Genomic DNA, 25,963 nt, shown 5'->3' with positions numbered 1-25,963 from the left:
CACTCAGCCCTTTCTTGTTTTGACGTCCCTATGGGTAACGATTGTTTTATAGTTTTCAGCAAGCAATTTTCCGTAGTATTCAGCCAGCGTCACCGAGCGGTGCTGGCCGCCGGTGCAGCCGAAAGCAATGACGAGCTGCGCTTTGCCTTCCCGCTTGTATTGCGGAATCATGAACTCGAAAAGATCGGTGAGCTTTTTGATGAGCGTCTGTGTTTCATTCCATCGCAGCACGTAGCTGGAAACCGGCTCATCAAGTCCGGATTGCGGTTTTAATTCTTCGATATAATACGGATTCGGCAAAAAACGGACATCGAATACCAGATCCGCATCGATCGGCATGCCGTGCTTGAATCCGAACGACATGACATTGACCGTGAAAACATTGCTGGTTCTTGTGGCAAAATCGGAAGCAATCCGTTCTTTCAGCTGTCTCGGTGTCATCGTAGAGGTGTTGTAGATGTATTTAGCGCGCCCTTGCAAATCCATCAGCATATCGCGTTCTTTTTTGATGCCGCCAAGGACAAGCCCGCCTGGAGAAAGGGGATGGGAACGCCGCGACTCTTTGTAGCGGCTGACCAGTGTCTGGTTGTCTGCATCGAGGAAAAGGATGGTAACAGAGACTTTCGGTTCTTGCGACAGGTTGTCGATGGCATCCACCAGGCTGTCGAAGAAATCGCCGCCGCGCAAATCCATTACCGCAGCGACCCGTTTCATCGATTTGCCGGAGTCTCTCATCAATTTGATAAATGTCAATAACAATGCCGGCGGCAAGTTATCGATGGTGAAAAATCCTAAGTCTTCAAAGCTCTGAATCGCAACCGTCTTGCCGGCGCCGGACATGCCGGTTATGATGATCAATTCAGTTTCATCGGTATGATTATCCATTCAGGCGGTTCACCTCTTCGGTTGATGTTTGGATCTGTTCTTCGATCAGTTGGAAATCCTCTGTATAGTGGAACGTTCCGTACTGGATGCCTTCCTGCACAGCGGCAAACTGCAGATTCGTCCGGTCTCCTTCAGCCATCGGCAGATACGCCAAGCTGCTGACCGGATGCCATTCAAGCAGCCCTTCACGCGTTTCTTCGAATGGAACCCCTTCTATGCCATGGGCAATAAAAGTGAAAAGCATCCATTCATCGATAATGCGGCCTTCTTCATGGATCATCATTGTATAGATCCCTTTTAAATGTGTGCCAACCGGTTTGGCGCCTGTTTCTTCAGTAAATTCCCGAATCGCCGCTTCATAGATCGATTCGCCGGATTCCATTTTCCCGCCAGGTGCGACGTACCAGTCGCGGCGGGGTTTTTTCAATAAAAGCATTTGGCCGTTTTGGACCACTAGTAAATTCGCGATTCGCTGCACTGTCGACACTCCGTATCTATTGTAAACTTCTTTCATTATACAACTATCCAGGCGTGTCATGCAAAAAAAGTAAAGCATAGGTTTCCAGTTGCTAGAACTTTTCACACATTCTTCTCTTCAATCTTATATTTGGACCGGAATACCGGATGCTTTTTCAAGACAGATACTGCCGTGAAACGAAGGGCTTTAATGGAGTTTTCAACAAAAAAAGGCCGTCCTCCGATTAGCTCGGAAAACGGCCTGTCAAACTTGCTTATAAAAGGGGGTCAATTTACTATTCCTACTATACCCCTGCTTCATGACACTGGTGTTACAAAGGGATTAAAATAGCGTTAAATTACGCTTTTATTTGAAGTTTTTCCGTTAATTCTTCGATATAATGCTGAGCGGCCTGCGCTGCGATGCTTCCGTCGCCTGTCGCTGTGACGACCTGGCGAAGCATTTTGTCGCGTACGTCCCCGGCAGCATAAATGCCCGGCACTGCTGTTTCCATTTTTTCGTTGGTGACAATATAGCCCTGGTCATTCAAGATGCCCAGTGATGCAAATGGCTTTGTCAATGGCAGCATGCCGATATAGATGAAGACGCCGTCCGCATCGAATTCGCGTTCCGTATCGTCTTTTGTCGACACCAGCGTGACGCTGCCGACTTTGCCGTTCTCTTCGTTGATTTCCTTAACCGTATGGCTCCAGATAAAATCAATTTTATCGTTTGCAAACGCGCGGTCTTGAAGGATCTTCTGTGCACGAAGTTCGTCACGGCGGTGGACGATGGTCACTTTGTCCGCAAAACGGGTCAAGTAGACGCCTTCTTCAACAGCTGAATCTCCGCCGCCGACGACGACTAAGTTCTTTTGTTTGAAGAATGCTCCGTCACAAACTGCGCAATAGCTGACGCCGCGGCCGCCAAGTTCGTTTTCGCCCGGCACGCCCATTTTTTTATACTCGGCGCCAGTGGTGATGATGATCGAACGTGCTTTGTATTCCTTCGATCCGGCATTGATGGTTTTGTACTCTTCCCCGTCAATGATTTCTTTCACATCGCCATAAGCGTATTCTGCACCGAATTTTTTCGCATGTTCGAACATTTTAGTAGATAGGTCCGGCCCCAGGATATGGTCAAATCCGGGATAGTTCTCGATTTCCTCAGTGTTGGCCATCTGGCCGCCAGGGATTCCCCGCTCCAGCATCAAAGTGGAAAGGTTGGCCCGTGAAGTGTAGACTGCGGCTGTCATGCCTGCAGGTCCGGCTCCGATAATGATTACGTCGTAGATTTTCGTCGTTTCAGTCATAGTATGGCCTCCTAAATCTCAATAAGTAAATCGTATAAGAATTAAACTTGATGGGCAACTTATTTGCTTATGATTCAAAAAGTGGCAAAAAACGGATCAAGTCGTTGACGTACTTGGTCAGCGTGCCGGGGGATATGCCGTACTGCGCGGCCACGCTTTTTTTGGTGACCTCCCGGTTCCGGGAAGACTTCACCATATATTGGACCGCGGCCGCCAGAGCGGTCGGGTTCTTGAATTCATAATGATGGCCGAACGCTTTTTCGACCAGCATGAACCACATCTGGAAGGCATAGGATCCTTGTTCGGTCACCATGCCTTCTTCCGCGTACAGGATTTCCGCCGTTTCCATCGCTCTTTTGAATGCCCGCTCTTCAGCGACCTCTTCTTTGAACGGATGGCCGAGTGCATAGCCGAGCATATACGATTCAAGCACAGAAGGCTGGTCCGACTCGAGCCAGTTCGGATGGGAAATGAGCTCTTGTTTGTGTGCGGATTTCCCCAGCAGAAATAAGCCGAAGAGCCGCTCGCTTTTATGGGAATGGTCGAGCTTTCCGACCAGGTAATCCCGGTTATGCTCAAGCGCATCTTCATGCGGCATGACGCCATTGTCTGCCCACGGCTCGTAGCCGCCCTTGCCCGGATCCATGAGAGTCAGCTGCTTCCATGCCTGTTTTGCAATATCTTCATGCCCGGAATGGTAAGCCGCGTGCGATAGCCAGAAATAAAAAGCGGGATCGCCGTCAAAACCTCGCTTTTGGAGGCTTCTCAGCCAGCGGTAGGCTTCTTTATATTTGCCGACCAGCGCGAATGTTGCGCCCAGCTTATACCGGTGCTCGAACACATACGGCTGGATTTTTTTCAGCAATGCCAAAATATCTTCCAGTTCATCGTTCTTCTCGTAATAATGGAACACGGCCAGATTGCACAGTGCATGGAGATTCCCTGTATTTCTTCTCAGTACATCGTGAAGCAGTGCTTTTGCCATTTCCGATTCTCCGATATAAAAATAAGCGAGCGCCAAATTGTTATGGGCTCCCCAGAATTCCGGCTTTTCGGCGATCAGGTTCTCCAGCAGTTCGATCGCTTCCGGGAATTTACCCCCTTCCATCAACCGGCGTGCTTTTTCTTGCTGGTAATAATATTCACTATCCTGCGCTTCCCCTTCATCATCCAAGAGCTGCCAGTCTTCCTGTTCGGCAAAATCGATGATTTCCAGAGCTTCCGCCACATATTCGCCATGGGCATCTTTTTCTGTATACCTTTTCGCGTAATTCCGCGCCTCCAGGAACATACCCATATGTGCATAGACTTCTGCAAGGAAAAAAAGCGTCTCCGGTTTTGACGGATCCAGTTCATGCGCGGTCCGAAGAGCTTCCATCGCCGCTTCAAATTCCTGCATTTCCATCTGGACAATGCCGAATTGGACCCAGATATCCGCATCAACCGGATTCAGTTCAGTGGCCCGCTGCAAATATTTATGGGCTTTCGGGTAGTTCTCCCGCTGCAATTCACGCAGCGCTTTCTTGAAATAGTATTCCCCGGTCGGTAAGAACGACAGGACGTTTTCGTTTGTTTTTCTTTTTTTATTCTCCAAAATATGCCTCCGAAAAAGTAAAAGGAACGATGTAATCGTCCCTTCCCTTAAATGTGCTGTTATTATAGCATATTTCCCTATTATTTACTTGTGGTTTTTACGGCGTGGCGTTCCTTCAGCACATCAAGCACTTCATCAAAGCCGACTTTCTGTTCCTGCAGCAGCACCAGAACGTGGTAGAACAAGTCCGCGGTCTCCATCGCCAGTTCCTGCGGGTCGCGGTTTTTGGCGGCTATGATGACTTCCGCCGCTTCCTCCCCCACTTTTTTGCAGATCTTGTCGACCCCTTCTTCGAATAAATAAGTGGTATAGGCGCCTTCCGGCATTTCCTGTTCCCGTTTCTCGATCAGCGAGGTCAGCTCCAGGAACATATCGGCTTTCGATTCGTCGGGCGTGCCCGCTAAAGTTTCGTGGAAGCAGCTCGCTTCGCCGGTATGGCAGGCTGGTCCGTTCGGAATCACTTCGTAGATCACAGCATCCGCGTCGCAATCCAGCCGTACAGCCGTCACTTCTTGGGTGTTGCCGCTCGTCGCCCCTTTGTTCCAGAGTTCGCTGCGGCTTCTTGAATACAGCCAGGTTTCATTCGTATCGATGGTCTTCTGCAGCGCCTCTTCGTTGGCATACGCCAGCGTCAGCACTTCTTTTGTTTTGGCGTTCTGGATAATGACGGGAACAAGCCCCTGTTCATCGAATTTCACATTTTTCACCGGACATTCACTCCTTCTTTCCGCAAATACTCTTTCACTTCTGCGATGCTCGTTTCTTTATAATGAAAAATCGAAGCTGCAAGCGCCGCATCGGCATCCGCTTGCTTGAACACTTCCGCGAAATGCTCGCGGTTGCCGGCCCCTCCGCTTGCGATAACCGGCACTTCGACAGCGTCGCGCACGGTCTTTGTCAATTCGATATCAAATCCGTTTTTGGAGCCGTCTTTGTCCATCGTCGTCAGCAGAATTTCGCCGGCGCCGAGTTCGACGCATCTTTTCGCCCATTCGACAGCGTCCCATTCGGTCTTGTTGCGGCCGCCATGGGTATAGACGTCCCAACCCTTGCCATTGCTTTTGGCGTCGATGGCCACGACGATGCATTGTGAACCGAAATAATCCGCGCCTTCTTTAATCAATTCCGGACGGTCGAGGGCAGCCGTATTCAGGGAAACTTTGTCCGCCCCTGCACGCAGCATGCGCTTCATGTCTTCCAATGTTCGGATGCCGCCCCCGACGGTGAAAGGAATCGATAGCTCGGTTGCGACAATCTTGACCACTTCCACCATCGTTTCCTTGCCTTCATGGGAAGCGGAAATGTCCAGGAATACCAGTTCATCAGCGCCTTGCTTGTCATAAAAGCGCGCAAGTTCCACCGGATCGCCGGCATCCCGCAGCGAGACGAAAGAGACGCCTTTGACGACGCGGCCGTCCTTGACGTCCAAACACGGTATGATGCGTTTTGTCAGCATGAGAGGGCCTCCTCGAGCGTAAAACGGTTTTCGTATAGCGCTTTGCCGATGATCACGCCGGCAATCGGGCTATCCGCTGCCGCCTGTTTGACGTTCTTGATGTCTTCGAGCGAACCGATGCCGCCTGAAACGATGACGCCCGCTTCGCCGGATCCGACCAAGGCTTTATTGGCATCGATGTTCGGCCCGGCCAATGTGCCATCCGTTGCGATGTCCGTGTAGATGAACAGTTTGGCTCCTTTTTCGGCAAAAAAGCGCGCGACGTCCTGTGCAGACTGGCCGGATGTCTCGATCCACCCCTCTGTCGCAGCCATGCCGTCTTTGGCATCGATGCCGATGACAATGCGGTCGGCCCCGAACTCCTCGATGAACGACACGACAAGTTCCGGGTTCCGGATCGCTAAGCTCCCGATGATGACGCGGCTGACGCCGTTCGACAAATAATGCTCGATGTCTTCGCGCGTCCGGATGCCGCCGCCGACTTGTACGTTCACCGGCAAGCGGGCGGCTTCAATCACCACTTTGTCGTTGATGCGGACGCCGTCTTTTGCGCCATCCAAATCGACCATGTGGATCCATTCGGCTCCGGCTTCGACGAATTTTTTCGCCATATCAACCGGCGAATCGCCGTATATGGTTTCCTGGGCGTAATCACCCTGGAACAGGCGGACACATTTGCCGCCGCGCAGATCAATCGCGGGGTATAGCTGAAACTTGCTCATCTAGGTTCCTCCTGACATTTGCTATCCATTGTTTCAATAAATAATGGCCGAAATCGCCGGACTTCTCAGGATGGAATTGCATCCCCGTAATCAATCCGGCCCCGACGACACCCGGCACGTCCAGATTGCCATAGCTCGCTGTCGCAAAAACCTGCGCGGGATCGGTGTTGACCGCAAGGAAGGAATGCACGAAATAAACGTGCGTATCCACTTGCACATCGTCCAGCCAATACGGTTTCCGCGAAAATTCCAGCCGGTTCCAGCCCATATGCGGGATTCGGTAGGTGCCTTTTTCAAACCGGCGGATCTGCCCTTTCAAGAGCCCGAGCCCTTGGGTTGGCCGCACCTCCGAGCTGTCTTCATACAATAGCTGCATGCCCAGGCAGATGCCGAGCAGCGGGATGTTCTTCTCCGGCAGTGACCGGATGAATGCCGATAAGCCTTTGGCGTCCAACAATTCCATGGCATCCGGGAACGCCCCGACGCCCGGCAGGAGGATCGCTTCTGCCTCTCCGAGCACTTCCGGGTCATCCGACAGGATCACGGTGCAGTCCAGCTTTTTCAGGGCCTGCTCGACGCTGAACAGATTGCCCATTCCATAGTCGATGATGCCGATGATCATGTCAGCAGCCCCTTTGTCGACGGTACACCTTTGACCCGTGGATCGACGGTTGTTGCTTCGTCAAGCGCGCGGGCCAGCGCTTTGAATACCGCTTCGATGATGTGGTGCGTGTTTTGGCCATAGTGGATAATGACGTGGACATTCATGCGGGATTCGAGGGCGAATTTCCATAGGAACTCACGGACCAATTCGGTATCGAAGCTGCCGACTTTGGCGTTCGGAATATCGCCTCTCATTTCCAGATGCGGCCGGTTTGAGCAGTCGATGACCACTTGGGCTAGCGCGTCATCCATCGGGACGAATGCATTGCCGTAGCGGCGGATGCCCTTTTTGTCGCCTAGCGCCTCTTTTACCGCCTGCCCCAGCACAATGCCGATATCTTCGGTCGTGTGGTGGTCATCGATATGGGTATCGCCGTCTGCCTGGATGTCGCCATTGAACAAGCCGTGCTTGATGAACAGATCGAGCATATGGTCCATGAATGGAACCCCCGTGTCGATTGTCGCCTGCCCCTCTCCGTCCAATGAAAACGTGACAGCGATTTTGGTTTCGTTGGTATCGCGTTTGATTTCTGCTTTTCTCATGCTCAATTCTCCTTTTTCCATGAACGGGATTCTACGGCACGTGCGTGCCCTTCCAATCCTTCAAGGCGGGCAAGCCGGGCGATCTTCGCTTCATTCTCCTGCCAAGCCTGTTCGCTGTAATGGATGATGCTGGTGCGTTTCAAAAAATCGTAGACGGACAGCGCGCTCGAAAAGCGGGCGGTGCTGTTTGTCGGCAGCACATGGTTGGTGCCGGCAAAATAGTCTCCGACCGGTTCCGAAGAATAGCGGCCGATGAAAATCGCTCCGGCGTTGTCGATCCGATCCGCGATGCTTTCGGCGCCTTCTGCCATGATTTCCAGGTGCTCCGGCGCCAACTCGTTTGCCGCATTGATCAATTCGTCCATCGTTTCTCCGATGAAAATGCTGCCGTGGTCCGCAATCGAACGGGCGGCAATCGATTGGCGGGGCAAGCTTTGGAGCTGCCGGACGACTTCCGCTGCCACCTTGTCCGCGAGCTCTTCGGAAGTCGTCAGCAATACCGCGCTCGCCATCGGATCGTGTTCAGCCTGGGACAGCATGTCCGCTGCCACTTCGTCGGCGAATGCGGTATCGTCCGCGATGACGGCAATTTCGCTCGGCCCGGCAATCATATCGATCGCCACATCCCCGAACACTTCCCGTTTCGCCAAGGCCACGAATACATTGCCGGGTCCGGTGATCTTGTCGACCGGCGCAATTGTTTCGGTGCCGTATGCCAAAGCGGCAATCGCTTGGGCACCGCCCACTTTATAGATTTCATCAATTCCGAGGATATGCGCAGCGGCCAGCACGCCATCCGATAATTTCCCGTCCTTGCCGGGAGGCGATACCAGCACGATGCGCTTGACGCCGGCCACTTGGGCCGGAATCACATTCATCAGCACCGATGACGGATAGGCAGCTGTGCCGCCGGGAACATACAGCCCTGCCGAACGGATCGGCGTCACCCGCTGTCCCATATATGATCCATTCGGATTGGTATGGCGGAAACCCTGCAGCTCCTGGAGCTGGTGGTAAGTTCGGATATTGTCTGCCGCTTCCGCCAAGTCCTCGAGCAGCTGGGCATCAAAGCGGTCCACCGCTGCTGCCATTTCTTCCGGGCTCACGTGTAAGTCATCGAGTTCCACGCCATCCCATTTTTGGGTGTAATGCAGCAGCGCGTCATCGCCTTCTGCCCGGACTTTCCCGATCACTTCTTTGACCGCAGCCAATTGATCCGCATTCGCCTCTCCGAGAGAACGGCGGATGGAAACGCCTGAAGCCAATTGTGCTCTTTTCATCGTTCCACCTGCTTTCTCAGATTTTCGACCAAGCCGCGGATCCGCTCCTGCTTCAGCCGATAGCTGACCGGATTGGCGATGAGCCGCGACGTGATTTCCACGATTTCTTCGTATTCAACCAAGCCGTTCTCTTTCAACGTCTTTCCGGTCGAGACAATGTCCACGATCCGATCGGCCAGGCCGATCATCGGCGCAAGCTCGATGGAGCCGTTCAATTCGATGATTTCCACCTGCTCGCCTTTGCTCCGGTAAAAGCGGGAGGCGATTTTCGGGTATTTGGTCGCGATGCGCGGCGTCACTTCGTTCATTTCCGTATTCGGCAGCCCGGCTGTCGCAATATAGCAGCGGCTGATGCCAAGGTCCAGCAATTCATGGACCGCCCGGTCAAGTTCGAGCATGACGTCTTTGCCGGCAATGCCGATGTCTGCGACGCCGTGCTCGACATACACCGGCACGTCCATCGGTTTTGCGAGAATAAACCTGAAGCGTTCATTCGGCGCTTCCACAATGAGCTTGCGTGAATCATCGAGGTCCTTCGGCAAATCATAGCCCGCTTTGACGAGCAATTCATAAGCTTCTTCAAAAATCCGGCCTTTCGGCATTGCAATCGTCAATTCATCCATTGGAAGCACCTCCCATCTTTCTGACTTCGCTGAACAGCGAACTGAATTCTTCAAGCGCCCGCACGGCAGGGGCATACTGAAGCGTTACCCGTGCGCCTTGTGCCCGCAATTCTTCGGCTTCATCGTGCGCTCTTTCTTCTGATCCCTCATCGAACAGGATCAAGGTATGCGCTTCTTTTTCCCGGAATGGGCCGGCCGCTTCGAGGAGCCGGTCGACCCGAAGGCCGAAACCGGTCGCCCCGACCTGCATGCCGAACTGCTGCATCAGGCCGTCATAGCGCCCTCCGTTGCCCAGCGGAAACCCGCTTCCGGCTCCGTAGAATTCAAACACCAATCCGGTGTAATACGTCATATGGCTGATGAACGATAAATCGTAGGTGACCGCCTCGGTCAGCCCGTTGCGTTCGATGATCTGCTCCAGCTTCTGCATCTCTTCGTACAGTGCAGCCTGCTGCTCATCATTGAAATCGATATACGGCTTCCAGTCCTTTAAGGTTGACGTTGCCATCAGGCGCTTGAAGGCTTCCTGCGTTTCGCTTCCTTCAAGCAGCATTTCCGCCAGCTCTTCAAAGCCGACGCTGTTTTTGGACACCAGCTCCCCGCGCACTGCGTCAATCTGGCCGTCGTCCAGGCCGAATTGCTGAAGGATCAACTGCAGCAATTGCGTATGGCCGATGACAACCCGTCCGGATTCCACGTCCAATTCCTTTAAGATCGTTGAGGCAAGGATGATCACTTCGGCATCCGCATAAAGCGAATCATCGCCAATCAGCTCCACGCCCATCTGTTCAAATTCCGCCGGCCGGCCGCCTTCCCGCTTTTGCGCACGGAAGACATTCGAATAATAGCCGAGGCGGATCGGCATTTTCTCTTTCAACAATTTCGACGCGGCCACCCGCGCAATCGGTGAAGTCATGTCCGGCCGCAGCACAAGTGTTTCGCCTTGGCTGTCCAGCAGTTTGAACAGGGCATTGTCCGGTATGGCGGAGATTTTGCCGATCGTTTCATAGTATTCCAAGGTCGGCGTCTGCAGCAGGTCGTAGCCTGCCCTTTCCATGATGGCCGTGCCTTTGGAGCGCAGTTCCGCTTTCTTTTTCGCGATATATGGAAAGTCGTCCCGCATGCCTAGCGGTTTCTCGAACATTTGGATGGACATAGATTCACTTCCTAAAATTGGTATTTTCGCTTTACCTTGCTAATGTGATAGAGCGCTAAAGTTATTTTATTTTATCGCATTCGCCTTCCGGCCGTCAAGAAAAAGAAAAACCTGCGCCAGCCGTCCCCCTATCCCATCCACTGGATGAACCCAAAAAAATCCTGAGAGCACTCGGCTATCAGGATTTTTCTTGGCGCTCTGCCATTTCTTCAGCTGTATAGATGATCTTCATCGGGTTCCCGCCGGCAAACACGCCGGGCGGCACATCTTTGTTCACAAGCGTCGCCGCTGAGATGACGGCCCCGTCCCCGATTGTGACGCCCGGCAGGATGGTGGAGTTGGCTCCGATCAAAACTTCGTCTCCTATTACTACTTCCCCTAACCGGTATTCTTTAATCAAATATTCGTGTGCCAAAATCGTCGTATTGTAGCCGATGACGGAATTTTTTCCGACCGTGATCTTTTCAGGGAACATGACGTCCGGCATGACCATCAGTGCGAACGATGAATGCTCGCCGATCTTCATCCGGAGAAATGTTTTGTAAAGCCAGTTTTTCATCGGCAAAAACGGCGTATAGCGGGCGGTCTGGATGACGAGGAAATTCTTCGCCACTTTCCAGAACGGGACGGTTTTGTAAATATGCCAAAGCGAATTCGGGCCGGTGACAAAATGGCGCTCAGTGTTTCTCATCGCGCCGCTTCTTTCGTCAATTGGAGCAAGTCGCTGATATGCTGAAGCATATAATCCGGTCCGAGGCCGGACAAAAAGTCTTCCCCTTTGATTGACCAGGCTACCCCGGCTGTGCGGACGCCGGCGTTTTTGCCGCCCTCGATATCATGCGAATTGTCGCCGATCATCAAAGATTCCTGTGCGGAAGCACCGAGGCGCTCCAGCGCCAAGTGGATCGGCTCCGGATGCGGTTTGGGATTTTCCACATCGTCAAGGCTGATGATTTCCTCAAATACATCCGAGACCCCCATCAAGTCGAGGCCGTGCCGGATGGTCGCATTTCGTTTCGTTGAAACGATTGCCATTTTCATGCCCTGTGCTTTCAAAAGCCGCAGCGTTTCCGTGACGCCGTCATATTCCTCGACCAATTCATCGTGCATAAGCTTGTTGAGCACGCGGTATTTGTCCGTCAGCTCTTCCACCCGGTCTGGCGCAATCGATGTGAATGTCTGCTCCAAGGAAGGGCCGATAAAGTGGAGGATGTCCTCACGGGCGTAGCGGCCGGCAAAATGCTCATCGAGGACCGCCTGGAACGTCTGGATGATCAATTCATTCGTATCGAGCAGCGTCCCGTCAAAATCGAATAATAACGTGCGGATCGGCGTTGTCATGTGGACACCACTCCTTTTTGGTTTTGTTCGCTTTTGCGCCATAGGTATGAGATGAAAATCGTCAAGCCGAGGGCGGTGACGATGCGAATGATCAGCAGCGGCCAAATCGGGATGCCGAGCGGAATGAAAATCAGCGTATCTTCCACTACCGCGTGGCAGGCGACCAAGAAGATGAAGGCGAGTGTCGCATCTTTTTTGCTGACGCCGTCTTCCTGCACCGCTTGGATCATGACGCCCGCTCCCATCGCAAGCCCAAAGATGAGCCCGGAAGCCAGTGTAAGCGAAGTGTTTTTCTGAACGCCAATCAGCCGTGTCAACGGCCCCATGCTATTAGAAATGCGCTGCAGATACTGTTTGTCTTTCAGAATTTGGATCATGATCATCAATGGGATGACCACCAATGCAAGCTGGAGTACGCCGAACGAGGCTTTTTCCAAACCCAGCAGAAAAATGCCACCCCAGCTTCCAGGCGCCGCAGCCGCTTCCGGTGCGAAACCGTATTGGGCGATTTCCCCGCCGCCTTTCCACACCAGGTTGATGACAATCCCTGAAATTGCCGCGAGTCCGAAGCGGACAACCAGCACGACCCATAGCTTGACGCCCACTTTGAGCGCCACGCCGGTTTCGATGAAAATGTTATGGGAGAACGATAACATGACTGCCAGGATGAACACTTCTTTAACAGTCAGTTCCAGACTCAGGATTCCCGCAATACCGGCATATAAATTCAATGCGTTGCCGAGCACGAGCGGGATAGCAGCATCGCCGCTGAGCCCGAACAGCCCCATGACCGGCGCCACCAAATCGATAACGAACGGCAGAACCGGCGTAAACTGAAGCATGGTCACAAGCAGCGTGATCGGGAAGATGATTTTGCCGAGCGACCACGTGGTCTTCAGCCCGGCTTGCAAGCCTTTTATTAATGTCGACATTTGATCGCTTCTTTCTATTTATCCAGATAATGCGGAGGATTTTTGATTTTTACACGGCGGTAAACGATGAATGCTACAGCGATGATGATCGAGACGACAGACACCAATTGCGCCGCTCTCAGCTCGCCAATGACGTATAAACTGTCCGTGCGCATGCCTTCGATGAAAAAGCGGCCGAAGGAATACCATATAACATAGAAGAAAAAGATTTCACCGCGTACCAGGTTGGCGCGGCGGAGCAGCAGCAGGATGATGATGCCCGCCAGGCTCCAAAGTGATTCGTACAGGAAGGTCGGGTGATAGTATGCGCCGTCTATGTACATCTGATTGATGATCCAATCCGGGATGAACAGGCTTTCGAGAAAACTGCGGGAAACTTCTCCGCCATGTGCTTCCTGGTTGATAAAATTGCCCCAGCGCCCCACGGCCTGGCCGATCAAAATACTCGGCGCCAGGATATCCGCCACTTTCAAGAACGACGTATTGCGCCGCTTCGTAAAGATATAAGCAACGATCACCGATGCGATCAGCGCTCCATGGATAGCGATTCCGCCATTCCAGATGGCGATGATTTCCGCAGGGTTGTCCTTGTAATTCTCCCACTCAAAAATCACATAATAAATGCGGGCGCCCACGATGGCGAGCGGCACCGCCCAAAGAAGAAGATCCGTCAGGAAATCGGGATGGAGCCCCCGCTTGACCATTTCCCGTTGGCCGACCAAAAATGCGATGACGATGCCGGCGGCAATAATGACGCCATACCAGCGGACGTCGATCGGACCAAGCGAAAATGCGATCGGATCGATTGAAGCTAAAAATGAATACATAACGTGCACCTTCCAATTCCCTTAGATTGTATCTTGTGCGATGACGCTGTCAAGCCGCTTGGAAAACTCTTCTGCGGCATTGACGCCCATGCGTTTCAAACGATGGTTCATCGTCGCCACTTCGATGATGACGGATAAATTTCGGCCCGGCCGGACTGGGATCGTCAATTTGGTGAGATCCGTATCGATGATCCGCATCTTTTCTTCTTCCAGGCCCAGGCGGTCATAGGTTTTGTCCGGATCCCATAGTTCCAGGTCGATGACCAGTGAAATCCGTTTGAATGTCCGCACCGCGCTTGCGCCGAACAAAGTCATGATGTCGATAATGCCGACTCCGCGGATCTCCAATAAATGCTCGATCAACTTCGGCGGATGCCCGACAAGCGTGTTCTCGCCTTCCTGGTGGATTTCCACACAGTCATCAGCGACAAGCCGGTGCCCTTTTTTCACCAGTTCCAGTGCGGTCTCGCTCTTTCCGACGCCGCTTTTCCCCGTGATCAACACACCGACTCCGTAAATATCAACGAGCACGCCATGGACGGCCGTTGTCGGAGCCAGTTGGCTCTCCAGAAAATTCGTCAGCAGACTCGAGAAACGGGTCGTTGACATTTTGGTCGTAAATACCGGCACGTGACGTTTTGAAGAGGCATCGATCAGTTCAGCCGGCACTTCCATGTCATGCGAGACAATGATCGCCGGCGTTTCATCCGTGCAGAGCTTCAGCATCCGCTCGATACGTTCCTGCGCCTCTAAAAGCGCAAAAAATGACAGCTCTGTTTTTCCTAGAAGCTGGATCCGGTTTGCTGGATAATGTGTAAAATAGCCCGCCATTTCAAGGCCGGGACGCGAAATGTCGCTGATGGCAATATGCCGGCCGAGCCCTTCCTGCCCGCTGACCAAATCCAATTCGAATATATCCATTACTTGTTTTGCCGTAACTTGTCCCATCTTTCCCCTCATTCCTTTTACGCCCGAGAGCTGAAATTCTTTCATCTTTCTGACGGTTTGCTCCTATTTTAACATGGAAATTTTCATTTTGAAGAATTTCCGTCCCCTTTCCAGCCGCTTTCTTCTATATAAACCATAAAGGGGGAATAAAAATGAAAATCATTGTAGATGCCGGCCATGGGCCGAACACACCTGGTAAACGCTCGCCGGACGGCCGGCTGCGGGAATTCCATTTCAATTCTGCGGTGGCGGATGAATTGAAGAAGCGCTTACTGCTTGACGGCCATACCGTCATTTTTAGCCATCATCCTGAAGAAGATGTACCGCTCTTTGAACGGACCCGGCTGGCGAACCGCCTGCGGGCTGATCTGTTCCTGTCCATTCATGCGAATGCAGCAGGCAACTCTTTCAATGGTGCGGCCGGCATTGAAACGTTCATCCATCCGAATGCTTCAAACTTCTCCAGGCAAACAGCGGATGCCGTGCAGCAATCTTTGGTACGCTCGGTAAAACTGCCGGACCGCGGCGTCAAACGCGAGGACTTCGCTGTTCTGCGGGACACGCTCATGCCCGCTGTCCTCATTGAATGCGGATTCATGACCAACCGGGAAGAACTGGCGCTTCTCCAATCCGATCATTACCGCAGGCGCTGTGCCGGCGCCATCGCTTACGCTGTGAATTGCTGCATCCCTTTTTGATTCGTCCGCAGGAGCCTTCGCTCCTGCGTTTTTTTTATGTCTTGAATTGCTATTCTTCTGCTACACTTGAAGCAAGACCGAACCCCAAGAGGTGGAACATGAACAAGACAATCGGAATTCTCGCGCATGTCGATGCAGGGAAAACGACATTCTCGGAACAACTGCTTTACCATACGAACAGCATCCGGAACCGGGGGCGCGTCGACCATAAAGACACGTTCCTCGACAGCCATGCCATCGAGAAAAACCGCGGCATCACCATCTTCGCCGACCAGGCGATGTTTACCTATAACGGCTCATCCTATTACTTGATCGATACGCCCGGCCATGCCGATTTTTCTCCGGAGATGGAGCGTGCTGTCCAAGTGATGGATATGGCGATCATCATCGTCAGTGCGGTCGACGGCGTCGAGGGCCATACGGAAACCGTGTGGGAATTACTGCGCCGGCACAAGGTGCCCACCTTCTTCTTCCTGAACAAAACGGACCGGGAAGGCGCGGATCCCGAGCGGGTCCTGGAAGAGATCCGCAACACGCTCTCCCCTGATGCCTTCGACTTCACCGATGCATTCAGCGATGGGGAAATGAACGAAGAGCTGGCAGAATTTCTGGCTGAACGCAATGAAACCCTGCTTCATCAGTATCTGGAAAGCGGGTATAAGCCCGGCATGTGGGCTGAAGCCCTGAAAAATATGTTAGCCGGCGGAGAAATGTTTGTCTGCGGGCGCGGCTCTGCCTTAAAAGACGAAGGCGCCATCGAATTTTTCAGCCTCGTTGACCGATTGACCGAAACCGCCTATCACGAAGAGGCGCCGTTCGCAGCCCAAGTCTATAAAATCCGGCACGAAGAAAACGGGCAGCGCATCACTTTCCTGAAAATCCTCAGCGGCCGGCTCCAGGTCCGGGAAGAAATCGTGTACGGCCCGCCTAATGGCCGCATAACGGAAAAAGCGACCCAATTGCGCCGCTACAGCGGGCAAAAATTCCAGGCAATTGAAGCAGCAAAGGCAGGAGAATTGATTGCCGTTGCAGGGTTGACAAGCGCAGCCATTGGCGAAGGGCTCGGCGCCCACCACAAACGGGCATCTTTCGCCATGATTCCGGCATTGCAGTCAAAAGTGCTGTTCGATCCGTCTCTCCATGTGAAAGAAGTGTTGAAGATTTTCGGGCTGCTCGATGCGGAAGACCCTTCGTTGAGCATCCACTGGAATGAGCATTTCCAGGAAATCCATATCCAGGTGATGGGCGTCATTCAGCTGGAGGTGCTCGAAACGATCATCAAGGACCGGTTCGGCATTTCGGTAACATTCGGCGATCCACATATCCTATACAAAGAGACGATCGACGGACCGGTTACCGGCTACGGCCATTTCGAGCCGCTCCGCCATTATGCGGAAGTCCATCTGAAAATCGAGCCCGCACCGCGCGGGACAGGGGTTGTTTTGGCGAATGCCTGCCACGCCGACGCTTTATCCACCGGCAACCAAAACCTGGTGCTCCACCACCTCAGTGAACGCGAACACCATGGGCTGCTCACCGGTTCGGCACTGACCGACGTCAAAATCACGCTTTTAACCGGGCGCGGCCATAACCAGCATACGTCCGGCGGCGATTTCCGGGAAGCCGCTTACAGGGCTCTGCGCCAAGGCCTTGAACAGGCTGCCAACCGGCTGCTTGAACCGATATACCGCTTCAAGATCAAAGTTGATACGGACCATATGGGAAAAGTGCTGTCCGACATCCAGCAAGCCCATGGCCGCTTTTCCGCTCCTGAAATGATCGGCGGAAAGACGGTCATCGAAGGAATGGTGCCGGTTGCGACATTTATGAATTACAGCACGGAATTCACCGCTTTCACACATGGGAAAGGCGCACTGTCGCTCCTTTCCGGCGGCTATGATTTCTGCCATAATGAAGCGGAAGTGATCGAACGGATCGGCTACGACAAAGACGCCGATCCGGAATATACATCCACCTCGATATTCTGCGCCAAAGGCCAAGGTTACAAAGTCCCTTGGGATGAAGCCCGAGCGGCCATGCACTGCCTCTAAAAATCCAATGGAATGAGGGATGCGACATGTACGAGCAAAAGACGAAAGAAACGGACGCGGACGTCATCGAATTTATTGAAAGTGTAGATCACCCGAAGAAAAAACAGGATGCCTATAAGCTGCTTGAACTATTCGAAGAAACCAGCGGCTACCCCGCGAAAATGTGGGGTCCGAGCATTATCGGCTTCGGTTCTTACCATTACGTCTATGCCAGCGGCCATTCGGGTGATGCCCCGCTTGTCGGATTCTCGCCGCGCAAGGCGAAAATCAGCCTCTATTTTGCAACAGGCGATCCTGATCGCGGACCGCTGCTGGCGCGCCTCGGCAAACACACGAGCGGCAAAGCCTGCGTTTACATCAACAAGACCGAAGACGTCGACCTCGATGTCCTCAAGGAACTGATCACCCAATCCATCGCATTTTTGCAAGAACTGTATCCGGAAAAAGCTTAAGGTTCACATTCTTCAAAGCCTATGCAACACTTTAAAAAAGGAACTGTCTAAAAAGCCCAAAACGAAAAGGCTAGAGGAGAAAAAAGCAATGCTTTTCTCCTCTAGCCTTTTCCTTTTTCTATAACGGCTGATGGGAATGGAGGCGGCGAGGGCAAACATTGTGCTCCTGCAGTGCTTCGCACTTCGTCGCAAAGCCAATGACCGAACTGCCTTCGGCCATTGGCTTTCCAGCGGGACAGCGAAGTGCCGAAATCCACTCGGACGCGAGTCCGAGTTAGTTCGGCGCAAGCCCGCGGAAAGCGTCCGCCGCAATGGACAGCAGCCTTTTTGGACAAACCCTTTTTCATTTCTTGAGAAGCGGCGGGATGACGTTTTCAACGCCGACTATGCCGAGGATTGTCAAAAAGCTTTTTTGAATCGCCAGATGGCCGTCTTTGGGATCATGCCACTCTTCCAAGGTATGGGCCCCTCCGAATTCCCCGCCCAGTCCAATCGTGATTGACGGAATGCCCAGGCTCATCGGCAAATTGGAATCAGTGCTGCTGGGATCGCCAAGCTCAGGGACTTTGCCGATCGCTTCTACAGCTGCGGCCGCAATTTGTACAATCGGCGCATCCGCCGGTTGGCTTGCCGGTGCACGGTTTCCGAACCGCTTGATATCAACAATCAGCCGGTCATCTCCCCAACGTGCATTTTCATCGGTTTCCGCCTTTTTCACAATGTCCACAAATACCGCATCGAGCTTCTCCAATTCCGCTCGGTCATTCGAGCGCAAATCCACTGCCATGGATGCTTCCTGGGCGATTGCGTTGACTGATGTACCGCCAATCACTTCCCCGACGGAAAAAGTGGTCTTCGGATTCGCCGGAGTTTTGAGATCCGCGACTGCACCAATGGCACGGCCCAAAGCATGGGTCGCGCTCGGCGTGCCGAAAGCTGCAAAACTATGGCCGCCTGGCCCTTTGTATGTAACGGTGTACCGGTAACTGCCGGTCGCTTTGTAAATAATGTGGTTGTCGCCTTCACCGTCCAAGGAGACAAACGCATCAATGTCGTCATGTTCCGCGAAAAACGCCTTGACGCCGCGGAGATCCCCGGCCCCTTCTTCCCCTACAGTTCCGCCGAAAATGATGTCGCCGGCATTGGGAATCTCCGCCTCGCCCATCGCCCGTACCACGGCCAGAAGTTCAGCCAGCCCCCGGGTATCGTCTCCGATGCCCGGCGCATGCAGAACGCCGTCCTTTTCCTGCACCGTTGTATCTGTGCCTTCCGGAAAGACCGTATCCAGATGCGCCGACACAAAGATCTTCGGCCCTGCACCGGTTCCCGGCCGGATGCCGAATACATTCCCTTCAGCGTCGCTCTGCACCTCTTGGAGCCCGAGCTCTTCGAGGCGCCGTTTGAACTCTGCAGCACGCGTCTCTTCCTTGAAAGGCGGCGCGGGAATTTCAGTGAGGGCGATCTGTTCGCGAACGGTCTTCCCATGGTCCCCTTCAATGAATGCCAAGCCCTTTTTCACGCTCTCATGTTCGGCGAGCTTGTTGAATGCCTCTTTGATTTCGGTTGAAATGATCGCTTTTTCCATACTGCATCCCCTTCCCCTTTGGCCGGCCGCCCTTTCAACGTTGCTGTCGGGCAGCCGGTTGATTGTTTGTTGTCCCTGCCTTTTACATTAGCGCATCGCTTCCGGAAGCTCAACCCATAGAAAAAAGCCGGCACGCGAATTGCGCACCGGCTTTCTCCATCAATCGATTGTCAAATAACGCACCAGGACAGAACCTGTTTTGGTTTCTCCGTAAACGAGCAGCGGTGCCGGAACGGGTTCTCCGCTGTCCTTGCTGAAGTGGATCGCTTTTTGCATGAATTGCCCCTGTTCATGGGTGTATTCAACGTCCGGAAGCAGCAAGTCCATCTTGCCAAGATTTGAAGATAATTCGCCTCTCAATGGCAAGTGGGAAGGAATATAGATTTCCACATTTCCTGCAAGCGTCTTCGCTTCGACTTTGCGGGCATCCTTGCAGCGGGAAGTGACGACAATATTGCCGTTCAACGATTTCGTTTCTGCTGTCTGGATGTCGCCGTCTACGTAGACGCGGCCGTTCAATGTTTCAGCTTCCAACTCCTTGCCGATCACTTCCTGCACTTGGATGGCGCCGTTCGCCGTCTCAAGTTCCGCTGTCCGGAAACCGACATTTTTCACATCGATTTTGCCATTGGCTGTCTTCACTTTGATGACATCTGCATCAATGCGCTTCAAAGCGAATCCGCCATTGAACAAGCGGGCCGTGATGTGTTCGTAGGATTTTTCCGGAACGTATAGCACCACATTGACCTGGGTCGTTTTCATGTCGCTGATGATGCGCAATTTCTGGTCATCCGCAATAAACACGAACTTGTCCAGAAAGTCTTCTTTCGCCTGCATTTCCGACTCGGAACGGAACGCCTTGACGCTGCATTCTGCGCGGATCGAATCGTCTTGGGACGGGAAGATTTCCAGTTGTCCGTTTGCGATGTCCGCAATGATGTTGCTGATGTTCACGTTCTCCTGGCGGAATGTATGATGGAATTGGTAAGCTTCGCCGAACGGCGTATCGAATTCCATCGTTTTCAGCTTGCTGACCGATGTTTGCATGAATTCCATCATGCGGTCGCTTAACTGGTTCAAATCTTTCGACACATTTTTCGAGAAATCTTTCGTGAAGTCCTTCGACATTCTCTTGACCATGTCTTCCGGACGGAAAAAGCCCCGTTTCCCGCGTTTTTCACGGTAGTCTTCACGGCTGTAGGAATCGCGTGAAGACTGGCTTCCGCCGCCGTCTATCGCTTTCAATAATTCGACTGCTTCTCTTGCTGAGATGGTGCCATTTTCCACCATGTCCAAAATGCGTTCTTTTTCGCTTTGCATGTATTGCGGCCTCCTCATTGTCGGTTTCTTGAAAAGCGGCAGCTAGACATGAACCGATCTGTGTATTCTTCTAATTGATACGTTTCCGGCAGCAAAAAGTTTCACTTCGCCACTTTTTTCCTGCGGGTCGATGCTTTCTTCACGAGCGTTTCCATGCGTGCACGGTCGCGCTCCAGAATCGGGCTCAGATACTTGCCGGTATATGAACCTTTGACAGCCGCAATGTCTTCAGGGGTGCCTGTAGCGACAATTGTGCCGCCTTTGTCGCCCCCTTCCGGCCCCAAGTCGATGATATAATCGGCCGTCTTGATGACATCCAGGTTGTGTTCGATGGTCAGGACGGTATCCCCATTATCGACGAGCCGCTGCAGGACAAGGAGCAGACGAGAAATATCGTCCGCATGGAGCCCGGTTGTCGGCTCATCCAAAATGTAGAACGACTTGCCGTTGGAACGCTTGTGCAGTTCTGATGCCAGTTTAACGCGCTGTGCTTCCCCGCCCGACAACGTTGTTGCCGGCTGGCCGAGGGTGATATAGCCAAGGCCGACATCGACGATCGTCTTTAGCTTGCGGCTGATCTTCGGAATGTTTTCGAAGAAGGAAGACGCATCTTCAACTGTCATTTCCAGGACATCCGAAATGTTCTTATCCTTGTACTTCACTTCGAGTGTTTCCCGGTTATAGCGTTTGCCGTGGCAGACTTCACACGGTACATAGACATCCGGCAGGAAGTGCATTTCTATTTTTATAATACCATCTCCGCGGCATGCTTCACAGCGTCCGCCCTTGACGTTGAAGCTGAAGCGGCCTTTTTTATAGCCGCGCACTTTTGCTTCATTCGTCGTGGCGTAGACGTCGCGGATATCGTCGAACACTCCAGTGTAGGTCGCCGGATTCGAGCGCGGTGTCCGGCCGATCGGCGACTGGTCGATGTCAATGACTTTTTCAAGCGCTTCGATGCCATCGACCGACACGTGCTGTCCTGGCCGTATTTTTGCGCGGTTCAGTTTCTGCGCCAGCGATTTGTAGAGGATTTCGTTGATGAGCGTACTTTTGCCGGATCCCGAAACGCCGGTTACGGCAGTGAACAGCCCGAGCGGAATATCCACGTCCACTTTTTTCAAGTTGTTTTCATTGGCGCCGCGGATCGATATTGTCCGGCCATCGGCCTTTCTGCGCTCTGCCGGCAGCGGGATAAACTTCTTGCCGCTCAAATATTGCCCGGTCAACGATTTCTTGTTTTTCATGACTTTCTCCGGCGTACCGGCTGCGATAATCTCGCCGCCATGGACGCCTGCACCCGGCCCGACATCGATCAAATAATCGGCCGCCATCATAGTGTCTTCATCGTGTTCGACAACGATCAAAGTATTGCCGATATCGCGCATGTTCTTCAGCGTATTGATGAGGCGGTCGTTGTCCCGCTGGTGCAGGCCGATTGACGGCTCATCCAGGATGTACAAGACGCCGGTCAGGCGCGAGCCGATTTGCGTCGCCAGACGGATCCGCTGTGCTTCCCCGCCTGACAAGGTGCCAGACGCGCGGTTCAGCGTCAAGTAGTCGAGGCCGACATTGATCAGGAATCCCAGGCGTTCATTGATTTCCCGGAGGATCATAGCCGCGATCTGCTTGTCTTTTTCAGACAGCTCCAAGCCGCTGAAAAATTGATCGGCTTCCACAATGGAATACTGGGATACTTCTGCGATGTGCAGACCGTTCAATTTGACGGCAAGCGATTCCGGTTTCAGCCGGTAGCCATGGCACGTCGGACATGGCTGTTCGCCCATGTATTTCTCCATCTGTTCACGGATCCAATCAGACGATGTATCCCGGAAACGCCGGTCGACGTTTGAGAGCACGCCTTCAAAATGGATATGGTTGTCCCGGATCTGCCCGTAGTCGTTTTCATAGCGGAAACGGATTTTATCGTTGCCGGATCCATGGAGCAAGATGTGGATATGTTCTTCCGGCAGCTCGTTCATCGCCACATCCATATCGATTTTGTAATGCTTGCAGATCGCTTTTAAGAGCTGCGGGTAATATTGCGAACTTGTCGGCTGCCACGGCACGATGGCCCCCTGGTTCAATGACAGCGTCCAGTCGGGGATGACCAGTTCCGGATCGACCTCCAGCTTATGTCCGATTCCGTCGCATTCCGGGCAAGCGCCGAACGGCGAGTTGAATGAAAACATGCGCGGTTCGAGCTCGCCAATGGAAAACCCGCAGATCGGGCAGGCATGGTGTTCGCTGAACAGCAATTCCTCCTGTTCCATTACATCCACCAGCACCCGGCCGTCGGCGAGGCGCAACGCCGATTCCAGCGAGTCGCTGAGGCGCGGCGCGATGCCTTCTTTCATGATGATACGGTCGATGACCACTTCGATATTGTGTTTTTTGTTTTTGTCCAGATCGATATCGTCGTCCAGGTCGATCAGTTCGCCGTTGATGCGGACACGGACATAGCCCTGCTTTTTGATGTCTTCAAGAAGTTTGGCATGCGTCCCTTTCCGCCCAGCCACGATCGGCGCCAGAATCTGCATCTTGGTACGTTCCGGATAAACCACGAGGCGGTCGACCATCTGCTCGATTGTCTGCGAAGAGATCTCGATGCCGTGGTTCGGACAGATCGGTTTGCCGATGCGGGCGTACATCAAGCGCATATAATCATAGATTTCAGTTACGGTCGCTACTGTGGACCGCGGGTTTTTGCTTGTCGTTTTCTGGTCGATCGAGATGGCAGGCGACAGCCCTTCAATCAAATCGACATCCGGCTTGTCCATTTGCCCTAGGAATTGCCGTGCATAAGAAGACAGCGATTCAACATATCTCCGCTGCCCTTCTGCATATATGGTATCGAACGCGAGCGACGACTTCCCGGAACCCGACAAGCCGGTCATGACGACCAGCTGGTCGCGCGGGATGACGACATCAATATTTTTCAAGTTATGCGCCCGTGCGCCTTGTATGCGTATTTCCTGGTTTTTCAAACCTAATCACCCTTCCGCTTTCAATTCAAGGACTGTATCGCGCAGCTCCGCCGCCCGTTCAAAATCAAGCGCTTTTGCCGCTTCCTTCATTTCTTTTTCGAGCAGCGTGATGAGTTTCACGCGGTCTTCTTTTTTGAGTTTCTTGCCGGCTGCTGCTTTGGAAACATATTCTTCCGCTTCTTCTGCAGCGACCGTTGCCCGGATGACATCCCGGATTTTCTTCTGTATTGTAATCGGCGTGATGCCGTGTTCTTCGTTGTATGCTGCCTGGATGGTCCGGCGGCGGGTTGTTTCGTTGATCGCTTTTTCCATCGAATCGGTCATCCGGTCGGCATACATGATGACGTGGCCGTTGGAATTCCGTGCGGCACGCCCCATCGTTTGGATGAGCGACCGCTCTGAACGCAGGAAGCCTTCCTTATCCGCATCCAGGATGGTGACAAGGGAAACTTCGGGAATATCGAGCCCTTCCCGCAGCAAGTTGATGCCGACCAGTACATCGTAGACGCCCATCCGCAGTTCCCGGATGATTTCAATCCGTTCCAGCGTCTTGATCTCCGAATGCAGGTAATTGACTTTCACGCCGGCTTCTTTCAAGTAAGCGGTCAAGTCTTCCGACATCTTCTTCGTCAGTGTCGTCACGAGCACCCGTTCATTCTGCTCCGTGCGTTGGCGGATCTCGTCCATCAAGTCATCGATCTGCCCTTCAATCGGGCGCACTTCGATGGTCGGGTCCAAGAGTCCCGTCGGCCGGATGATCTGCTCCACCATTTCCGGCGTATGTTCCAGTTCGTATGGACCCGGCGTTGCAGAGACGAACACTGCCTGGTGGATATGTTCTTGGAACTCATCAAACGTCAACGGCCGGTTGTCCATCGCTGATGGCAGGCGGAAGCCATGGTCGACGAGGACTTTCTTGCGCGCCTGGTCCCCGTTGAACATGCCGCGCACCTGCGGCAGCGTCACGTGGCTCTCATCCACGACCAGCAGGAAGTCTTCCGGGAAATAATCGATGAGCGTATAAGGCTGCGCCCCTGCCGGACGGAGCGTCAAATGGCGGGAATAGTTCTCGATTCCGGAACAGAAGCCCATCTCGCGCATCATTTCCAAGTCATAGCGCGTCCGCTGCTCCAGGCGCTGCGCTTCGAGCAGCTTATCTTCTGCCCGCAATTCTTTCAGGCGTTCTTCCAGTTCCACTTCAATGTTTTCGATCGCTTTGACCATCTTGTCTTCGCGCGTAACAAAGTGGGATGCCGGGAAGATGGCGACGTGCTCGCGCTCGCCGATGATTTCGCCGGTCAGGGCGTCCACTTCGCGGATGCGGTCGATTTCGTCGCCGAAAAATTCGACGCGCAGGCAGCGCTCATCGCGTGAAGCCGGGAAGATTTCCACGACATCGCCGCGTACGCGGAACGTTCCGCGGATGAAGTTGATGTCGTTCCGTTCATACTGCACATCGACCAATTTGCGGAGCAGCTGGTTGCGTTCGATTTCCATCCCTTTGCGCAGGGAGACGACGAGTTCCCGGTACTCTTTCGGCGAACCGAGGCCGTAGATGCAGGAGACCGAAGCGATGACGATGACGTCGTCGCGTTCGAACAGTGAACTCGTTGCTGAGTGGCGTAATTTATCGATTTCATCGTTGATGCTGGCATCTTTTTCGATAAAGGTGTCGGATTGCGGCACATAAGCCTCCGGCTGATAATAATCGTAGTAACTGACAAAATACTCCACCGCATTGTCAGGGAAAAATTCCTTGAACTCGCTATAGAGCTGCCCGGCTAATGTTTTATTGTGTGCCATGACGAGCGTCGGCTTTTTCACTTGCTGGATGACGTTTGACATGGTGTAGGTTTTCCCCGTTCCGGTCGCACCAAGCAAAGTCTGGAATTTCTTGCCGTTGATGACGCCTTGGGTCAGTTCGGCAATCGCTGCCGGCTGATCGCCTGCCGGTTCATAGGGTGCTTGCAGGTTGAATTCCTGTTTCATAATAGATGTCCTCCCGTTCGTTCAGTCTCTCTATTTTATCATATGCCCTAAAAAACCCCTAACAAAAAGCGAACGTATGTTTTTCAGTGCTTTTCTTGGCAAAATAAAACCGGATTTCCGGACAAGCGATCCGAATTCCGGC

General features: G+C 53.0%; 24 protein-coding genes. 3 read left to right on the top strand and 21 right to left on the bottom strand.

Going from position 1 to position 25,963, the window contains the following annotated elements:
- Positions 1 to 3: 3 nt before the first annotated feature.
- The 17 genes from rapZ to hprK all read right to left on the bottom strand — a co-directional run bounded on the left by rapZ (position 4) and on the right by hprK (position 14,739).
- Positions 4 to 885, bottom strand: a complete 882-nt coding sequence (gene rapZ, locus ACFSDB_RS10490; RefSeq protein ID WP_204893036.1) for an RNase adapter RapZ — start codon at positions 883 to 885, stop codon at positions 4 to 6.
- Complete coding sequence (locus ACFSDB_RS10485) at positions 878 to 1,363, bottom strand: NUDIX domain-containing protein (RefSeq protein WP_204893129.1); 486 nt, start codon at positions 1,361 to 1,363, stop codon at positions 878 to 880. Before ACFSDB_RS10485 ends, rapZ begins: the two co-directional genes overlap by 8 nt.
- 337 nt (positions 1,364 to 1,700) lie before the next feature.
- Positions 1,701 to 2,654, bottom strand: a complete 954-nt coding sequence (gene trxB / locus ACFSDB_RS10480) for a thioredoxin-disulfide reductase (protein WP_204893035.1) — start codon at positions 2,652 to 2,654, stop codon at positions 1,701 to 1,703.
- A gap of 67 nt (positions 2,655 to 2,721) precedes the next feature.
- The gene (locus ACFSDB_RS10475) at positions 2,722 to 4,248 is read right to left on the bottom strand and encodes a tetratricopeptide repeat protein (RefSeq protein ID WP_204893034.1); all 1,527 of its coding nucleotides are present in this window, start codon (positions 4,246 to 4,248) and stop codon (positions 2,722 to 2,724) included.
- A gap of 80 nt (positions 4,249 to 4,328) precedes the next feature.
- A complete protein-coding gene (gene hisIE, locus ACFSDB_RS10470) occupies positions 4,329 to 4,955 on the bottom strand; it encodes a bifunctional phosphoribosyl-AMP cyclohydrolase/phosphoribosyl-ATP diphosphatase HisIE (protein ID WP_204893033.1) in 627 nt (208 codons plus the stop codon).
- Complete coding sequence (gene hisF, locus ACFSDB_RS10465; RefSeq protein ID WP_204893032.1) at positions 4,952 to 5,704, bottom strand: imidazole glycerol phosphate synthase subunit HisF; 753 nt, start codon at positions 5,702 to 5,704, stop codon at positions 4,952 to 4,954. Before hisF ends, hisIE begins: the two co-directional genes overlap by 4 nt.
- Complete coding sequence (gene hisA, locus ACFSDB_RS10460; RefSeq protein ID WP_204893031.1) at positions 5,698 to 6,426, bottom strand: 1-(5-phosphoribosyl)-5-[(5-phosphoribosylamino)methylideneamino]imidazole-4-carboxamide isomerase; 729 nt, start codon at positions 6,424 to 6,426, stop codon at positions 5,698 to 5,700. Before hisA ends, hisF begins: the two co-directional genes overlap by 7 nt.
- On the bottom strand, positions 6,395 to 7,048 hold the full coding sequence (gene hisH, locus ACFSDB_RS10455; protein ID WP_204893030.1) for an imidazole glycerol phosphate synthase subunit HisH: 654 nt from the start codon (positions 7,046 to 7,048) through the stop codon (positions 6,395 to 6,397). The genes hisA and hisH overlap by 32 nt, the downstream gene beginning before the upstream one ends.
- A complete protein-coding gene (gene hisB, locus ACFSDB_RS10450) occupies positions 7,045 to 7,632 on the bottom strand; it encodes an imidazoleglycerol-phosphate dehydratase HisB (protein WP_204893029.1) in 588 nt (195 codons plus the stop codon). Before hisB ends, hisH begins: the two co-directional genes overlap by 4 nt.
- 2 nt (positions 7,633 to 7,634) lie before the next feature.
- Positions 7,635 to 8,912 carry a histidinol dehydrogenase gene (gene hisD, locus ACFSDB_RS10445; RefSeq protein ID WP_204893028.1) on the bottom strand — a complete coding sequence of 426 codons (1,278 nt, stop codon included), beginning with the start codon at positions 8,910 to 8,912 and terminating at the stop codon, positions 7,635 to 7,637.
- Positions 8,909 to 9,535 (bottom strand): ATP phosphoribosyltransferase, encoded by a 627-nt coding sequence (gene hisG / locus ACFSDB_RS10440; protein ID WP_204893027.1) that lies wholly within the window; start codon positions 9,533 to 9,535, stop codon positions 8,909 to 8,911. The genes hisD and hisG overlap by 4 nt, the downstream gene beginning before the upstream one ends.
- Positions 9,528 to 10,691 carry an ATP phosphoribosyltransferase regulatory subunit gene (locus tag ACFSDB_RS10435; protein WP_204893026.1) on the bottom strand — a complete coding sequence of 388 codons (1,164 nt, stop codon included), beginning with the start codon at positions 10,689 to 10,691 and terminating at the stop codon, positions 9,528 to 9,530. The genes hisG and ACFSDB_RS10435 overlap by 8 nt, the downstream gene beginning before the upstream one ends.
- 178 nt (positions 10,692 to 10,869) lie before the next feature.
- Positions 10,870 to 11,382, bottom strand: a complete 513-nt coding sequence (locus ACFSDB_RS10430; protein WP_204893025.1) for an acyltransferase — start codon at positions 11,380 to 11,382, stop codon at positions 10,870 to 10,872.
- Positions 11,379 to 12,032: a pyrophosphatase PpaX gene (ppaX, locus tag ACFSDB_RS10425; protein WP_204893024.1), complete on the bottom strand. Its 654-nt coding sequence runs from the start codon at positions 12,030 to 12,032 to the stop codon at positions 11,379 to 11,381. The genes ACFSDB_RS10430 and ppaX overlap by 4 nt, the downstream gene beginning before the upstream one ends.
- On the bottom strand, positions 12,029 to 12,964 hold the full coding sequence (locus tag ACFSDB_RS10420) for a nucleoside recognition domain-containing protein (RefSeq protein ID WP_204893023.1): 936 nt from the start codon (positions 12,962 to 12,964) through the stop codon (positions 12,029 to 12,031). The genes ppaX and ACFSDB_RS10420 overlap by 4 nt, the downstream gene beginning before the upstream one ends.
- 14 nt (positions 12,965 to 12,978) lie before the next feature.
- Positions 12,979 to 13,791, bottom strand: coding sequence for a prolipoprotein diacylglyceryl transferase (gene lgt / locus ACFSDB_RS10415; RefSeq protein ID WP_204893022.1), 813 nt, complete (start codon positions 13,789 to 13,791; stop codon positions 12,979 to 12,981).
- 21 nt (positions 13,792 to 13,812) lie between these two features.
- The gene (gene hprK, locus ACFSDB_RS10410) at positions 13,813 to 14,739 is read right to left on the bottom strand and encodes an HPr(Ser) kinase/phosphatase (RefSeq protein ID WP_204893021.1); all 927 of its coding nucleotides are present in this window, start codon (positions 14,737 to 14,739) and stop codon (positions 13,813 to 13,815) included.
- 152 nt (positions 14,740 to 14,891) lie between these two features.
- On the opposite strand from hprK, the gene ACFSDB_RS10405 reads away from it, so the two are divergent.
- The 3 genes from ACFSDB_RS10405 to ACFSDB_RS10395 all read left to right on the top strand — a co-directional run bounded on the left by ACFSDB_RS10405 (position 14,892) and on the right by ACFSDB_RS10395 (position 17,940).
- A complete protein-coding gene (locus ACFSDB_RS10405; RefSeq protein ID WP_204893020.1) occupies positions 14,892 to 15,437 on the top strand; it encodes an N-acetylmuramoyl-L-alanine amidase in 546 nt (181 codons plus the stop codon).
- 98 nt (positions 15,438 to 15,535) lie between these two features.
- A complete protein-coding gene (locus ACFSDB_RS10400) occupies positions 15,536 to 17,488 on the top strand; it encodes a GTP-binding protein (RefSeq protein ID WP_204893019.1) in 1,953 nt (650 codons plus the stop codon).
- Positions 17,489 to 17,514: 26 nt separating this feature from the next.
- A complete protein-coding gene (locus ACFSDB_RS10395) occupies positions 17,515 to 17,940 on the top strand; it encodes a DUF1801 domain-containing protein (protein WP_204893018.1) in 426 nt (141 codons plus the stop codon).
- Between the two features lie 343 nt (positions 17,941 to 18,283).
- On the opposite strand, the gene ACFSDB_RS10390 is transcribed toward ACFSDB_RS10395, so the two are convergent.
- The 4 genes from ACFSDB_RS10390 to uvrB form a co-directional block, all read right to left on the bottom strand.
- Positions 18,284 to 19,525, bottom strand: a complete 1,242-nt coding sequence (locus ACFSDB_RS10390; protein WP_204893017.1) for a M20/M25/M40 family metallo-hydrolase — start codon at positions 19,523 to 19,525, stop codon at positions 18,284 to 18,286.
- A gap of 159 nt (positions 19,526 to 19,684) precedes the next feature.
- Positions 19,685 to 20,845 (bottom strand): DUF4097 family beta strand repeat-containing protein, encoded by a 1,161-nt coding sequence (locus tag ACFSDB_RS10385; protein WP_204893016.1) that lies wholly within the window; start codon positions 20,843 to 20,845, stop codon positions 19,685 to 19,687.
- A 101-nt stretch (positions 20,846 to 20,946) separates the two neighbouring features.
- Positions 20,947 to 23,832 (bottom strand): excinuclease ABC subunit UvrA, encoded by a 2,886-nt coding sequence (gene uvrA, locus ACFSDB_RS10380; protein ID WP_204893015.1) that lies wholly within the window; start codon positions 23,830 to 23,832, stop codon positions 20,947 to 20,949.
- A 6-nt stretch (positions 23,833 to 23,838) separates the two neighbouring features.
- Positions 23,839 to 25,821: an excinuclease ABC subunit UvrB gene (gene uvrB, locus ACFSDB_RS10375; protein ID WP_204893014.1), complete on the bottom strand. Its 1,983-nt coding sequence runs from the start codon at positions 25,819 to 25,821 to the stop codon at positions 23,839 to 23,841.
- Positions 25,822 to 25,963: the final 142 nt, after the last annotated feature.

This window comes from Planococcus chinensis, from assembly GCF_042681545.1.
Classification (GTDB): Bacteria; Bacillota; Bacilli; order Bacillales_A; family Planococcaceae; genus Planococcus; species Planococcus chinensis.
Note: the sequence above shows the minus strand (reverse complement) of the source record. Positions and strands in the feature narration are given on the sequence as shown.

Excerpts from the sequence above, each read along its gene's own strand:
- rapZ (WP_204893036.1), bottom strand. The coding sequence starts at position 885 with ATGGATAATCATACCGATGAAACTGAATTGATCATCATAACCGGCATG.
- trxB (WP_204893035.1), bottom strand. The coding sequence starts at position 2,654 with ATGACTGAAACGACGAAAATCTACGACGTAATCATTATCGGAGCCGGA.
- hisF (WP_204893032.1), bottom strand. The coding sequence starts at position 5,704 with ATGCTGACAAAACGCATCATACCGTGTTTGGACGTCAAGGACGGCCGC.
- hisA (WP_204893031.1), bottom strand. The coding sequence starts at position 6,426 with ATGAGCAAGTTTCAGCTATACCCCGCGATTGATCTGCGCGGCGGCAAA.
- hisH (WP_204893030.1), bottom strand. The coding sequence starts at position 7,048 with ATGATCATCGGCATCATCGACTATGGAATGGGCAATCTGTTCAGCGTC.
- hisB (WP_204893029.1), bottom strand. The coding sequence starts at position 7,632 with ATGAGAAAAGCAGAAATCAAACGCGATACCAACGAAACCAAAATCGCT.
- hisD (WP_204893028.1), bottom strand. The coding sequence starts at position 8,912 with ATGAAAAGAGCACAATTGGCTTCAGGCGTTTCCATCCGCCGTTCTCTC.
- hisG (WP_204893027.1), bottom strand. The coding sequence starts at position 9,535 with ATGGATGAATTGACGATTGCAATGCCGAAAGGCCGGATTTTTGAAGAA.
- ACFSDB_RS10435 (WP_204893026.1), bottom strand. The coding sequence starts at position 10,691 with ATGTCCATCCAAATGTTCGAGAAACCGCTAGGCATGCGGGACGACTTT.
- ACFSDB_RS10430 (WP_204893025.1), bottom strand. The coding sequence starts at position 11,382 with ATGAGAAACACTGAGCGCCATTTTGTCACCGGCCCGAATTCGCTTTGG.
- ppaX (WP_204893024.1), bottom strand. The coding sequence starts at position 12,032 with ATGACAACGCCGATCCGCACGTTATTATTCGATTTTGACGGGACGCTG.
- ACFSDB_RS10420 (WP_204893023.1), bottom strand. The coding sequence starts at position 12,964 with ATGTCGACATTAATAAAAGGCTTGCAAGCCGGGCTGAAGACCACGTGG.
- lgt (WP_204893022.1), bottom strand. The coding sequence starts at position 13,791 with ATGTATTCATTTTTAGCTTCAATCGATCCGATCGCATTTTCGCTTGGT.
- hprK (WP_204893021.1), bottom strand. The coding sequence starts at position 14,739 with ATGGGACAAGTTACGGCAAAACAAGTAATGGATATATTCGAATTGGAT.
- ACFSDB_RS10405 (WP_204893020.1), top strand. The coding sequence starts at position 14,892 with ATGAAAATCATTGTAGATGCCGGCCATGGGCCGAACACACCTGGTAAA.
- ACFSDB_RS10400 (WP_204893019.1), top strand. The coding sequence starts at position 15,536 with ATGAACAAGACAATCGGAATTCTCGCGCATGTCGATGCAGGGAAAACG.
- ACFSDB_RS10395 (WP_204893018.1), top strand. The coding sequence starts at position 17,515 with ATGTACGAGCAAAAGACGAAAGAAACGGACGCGGACGTCATCGAATTT.
- ACFSDB_RS10390 (WP_204893017.1), bottom strand. The coding sequence starts at position 19,525 with ATGGAAAAAGCGATCATTTCAACCGAAATCAAAGAGGCATTCAACAAG.
- ACFSDB_RS10385 (WP_204893016.1), bottom strand. The coding sequence starts at position 20,845 with ATGCAAAGCGAAAAAGAACGCATTTTGGACATGGTGGAAAATGGCACC.
- uvrB (WP_204893014.1), bottom strand. The coding sequence starts at position 25,821 with ATGAAACAGGAATTCAACCTGCAAGCACCCTATGAACCGGCAGGCGAT.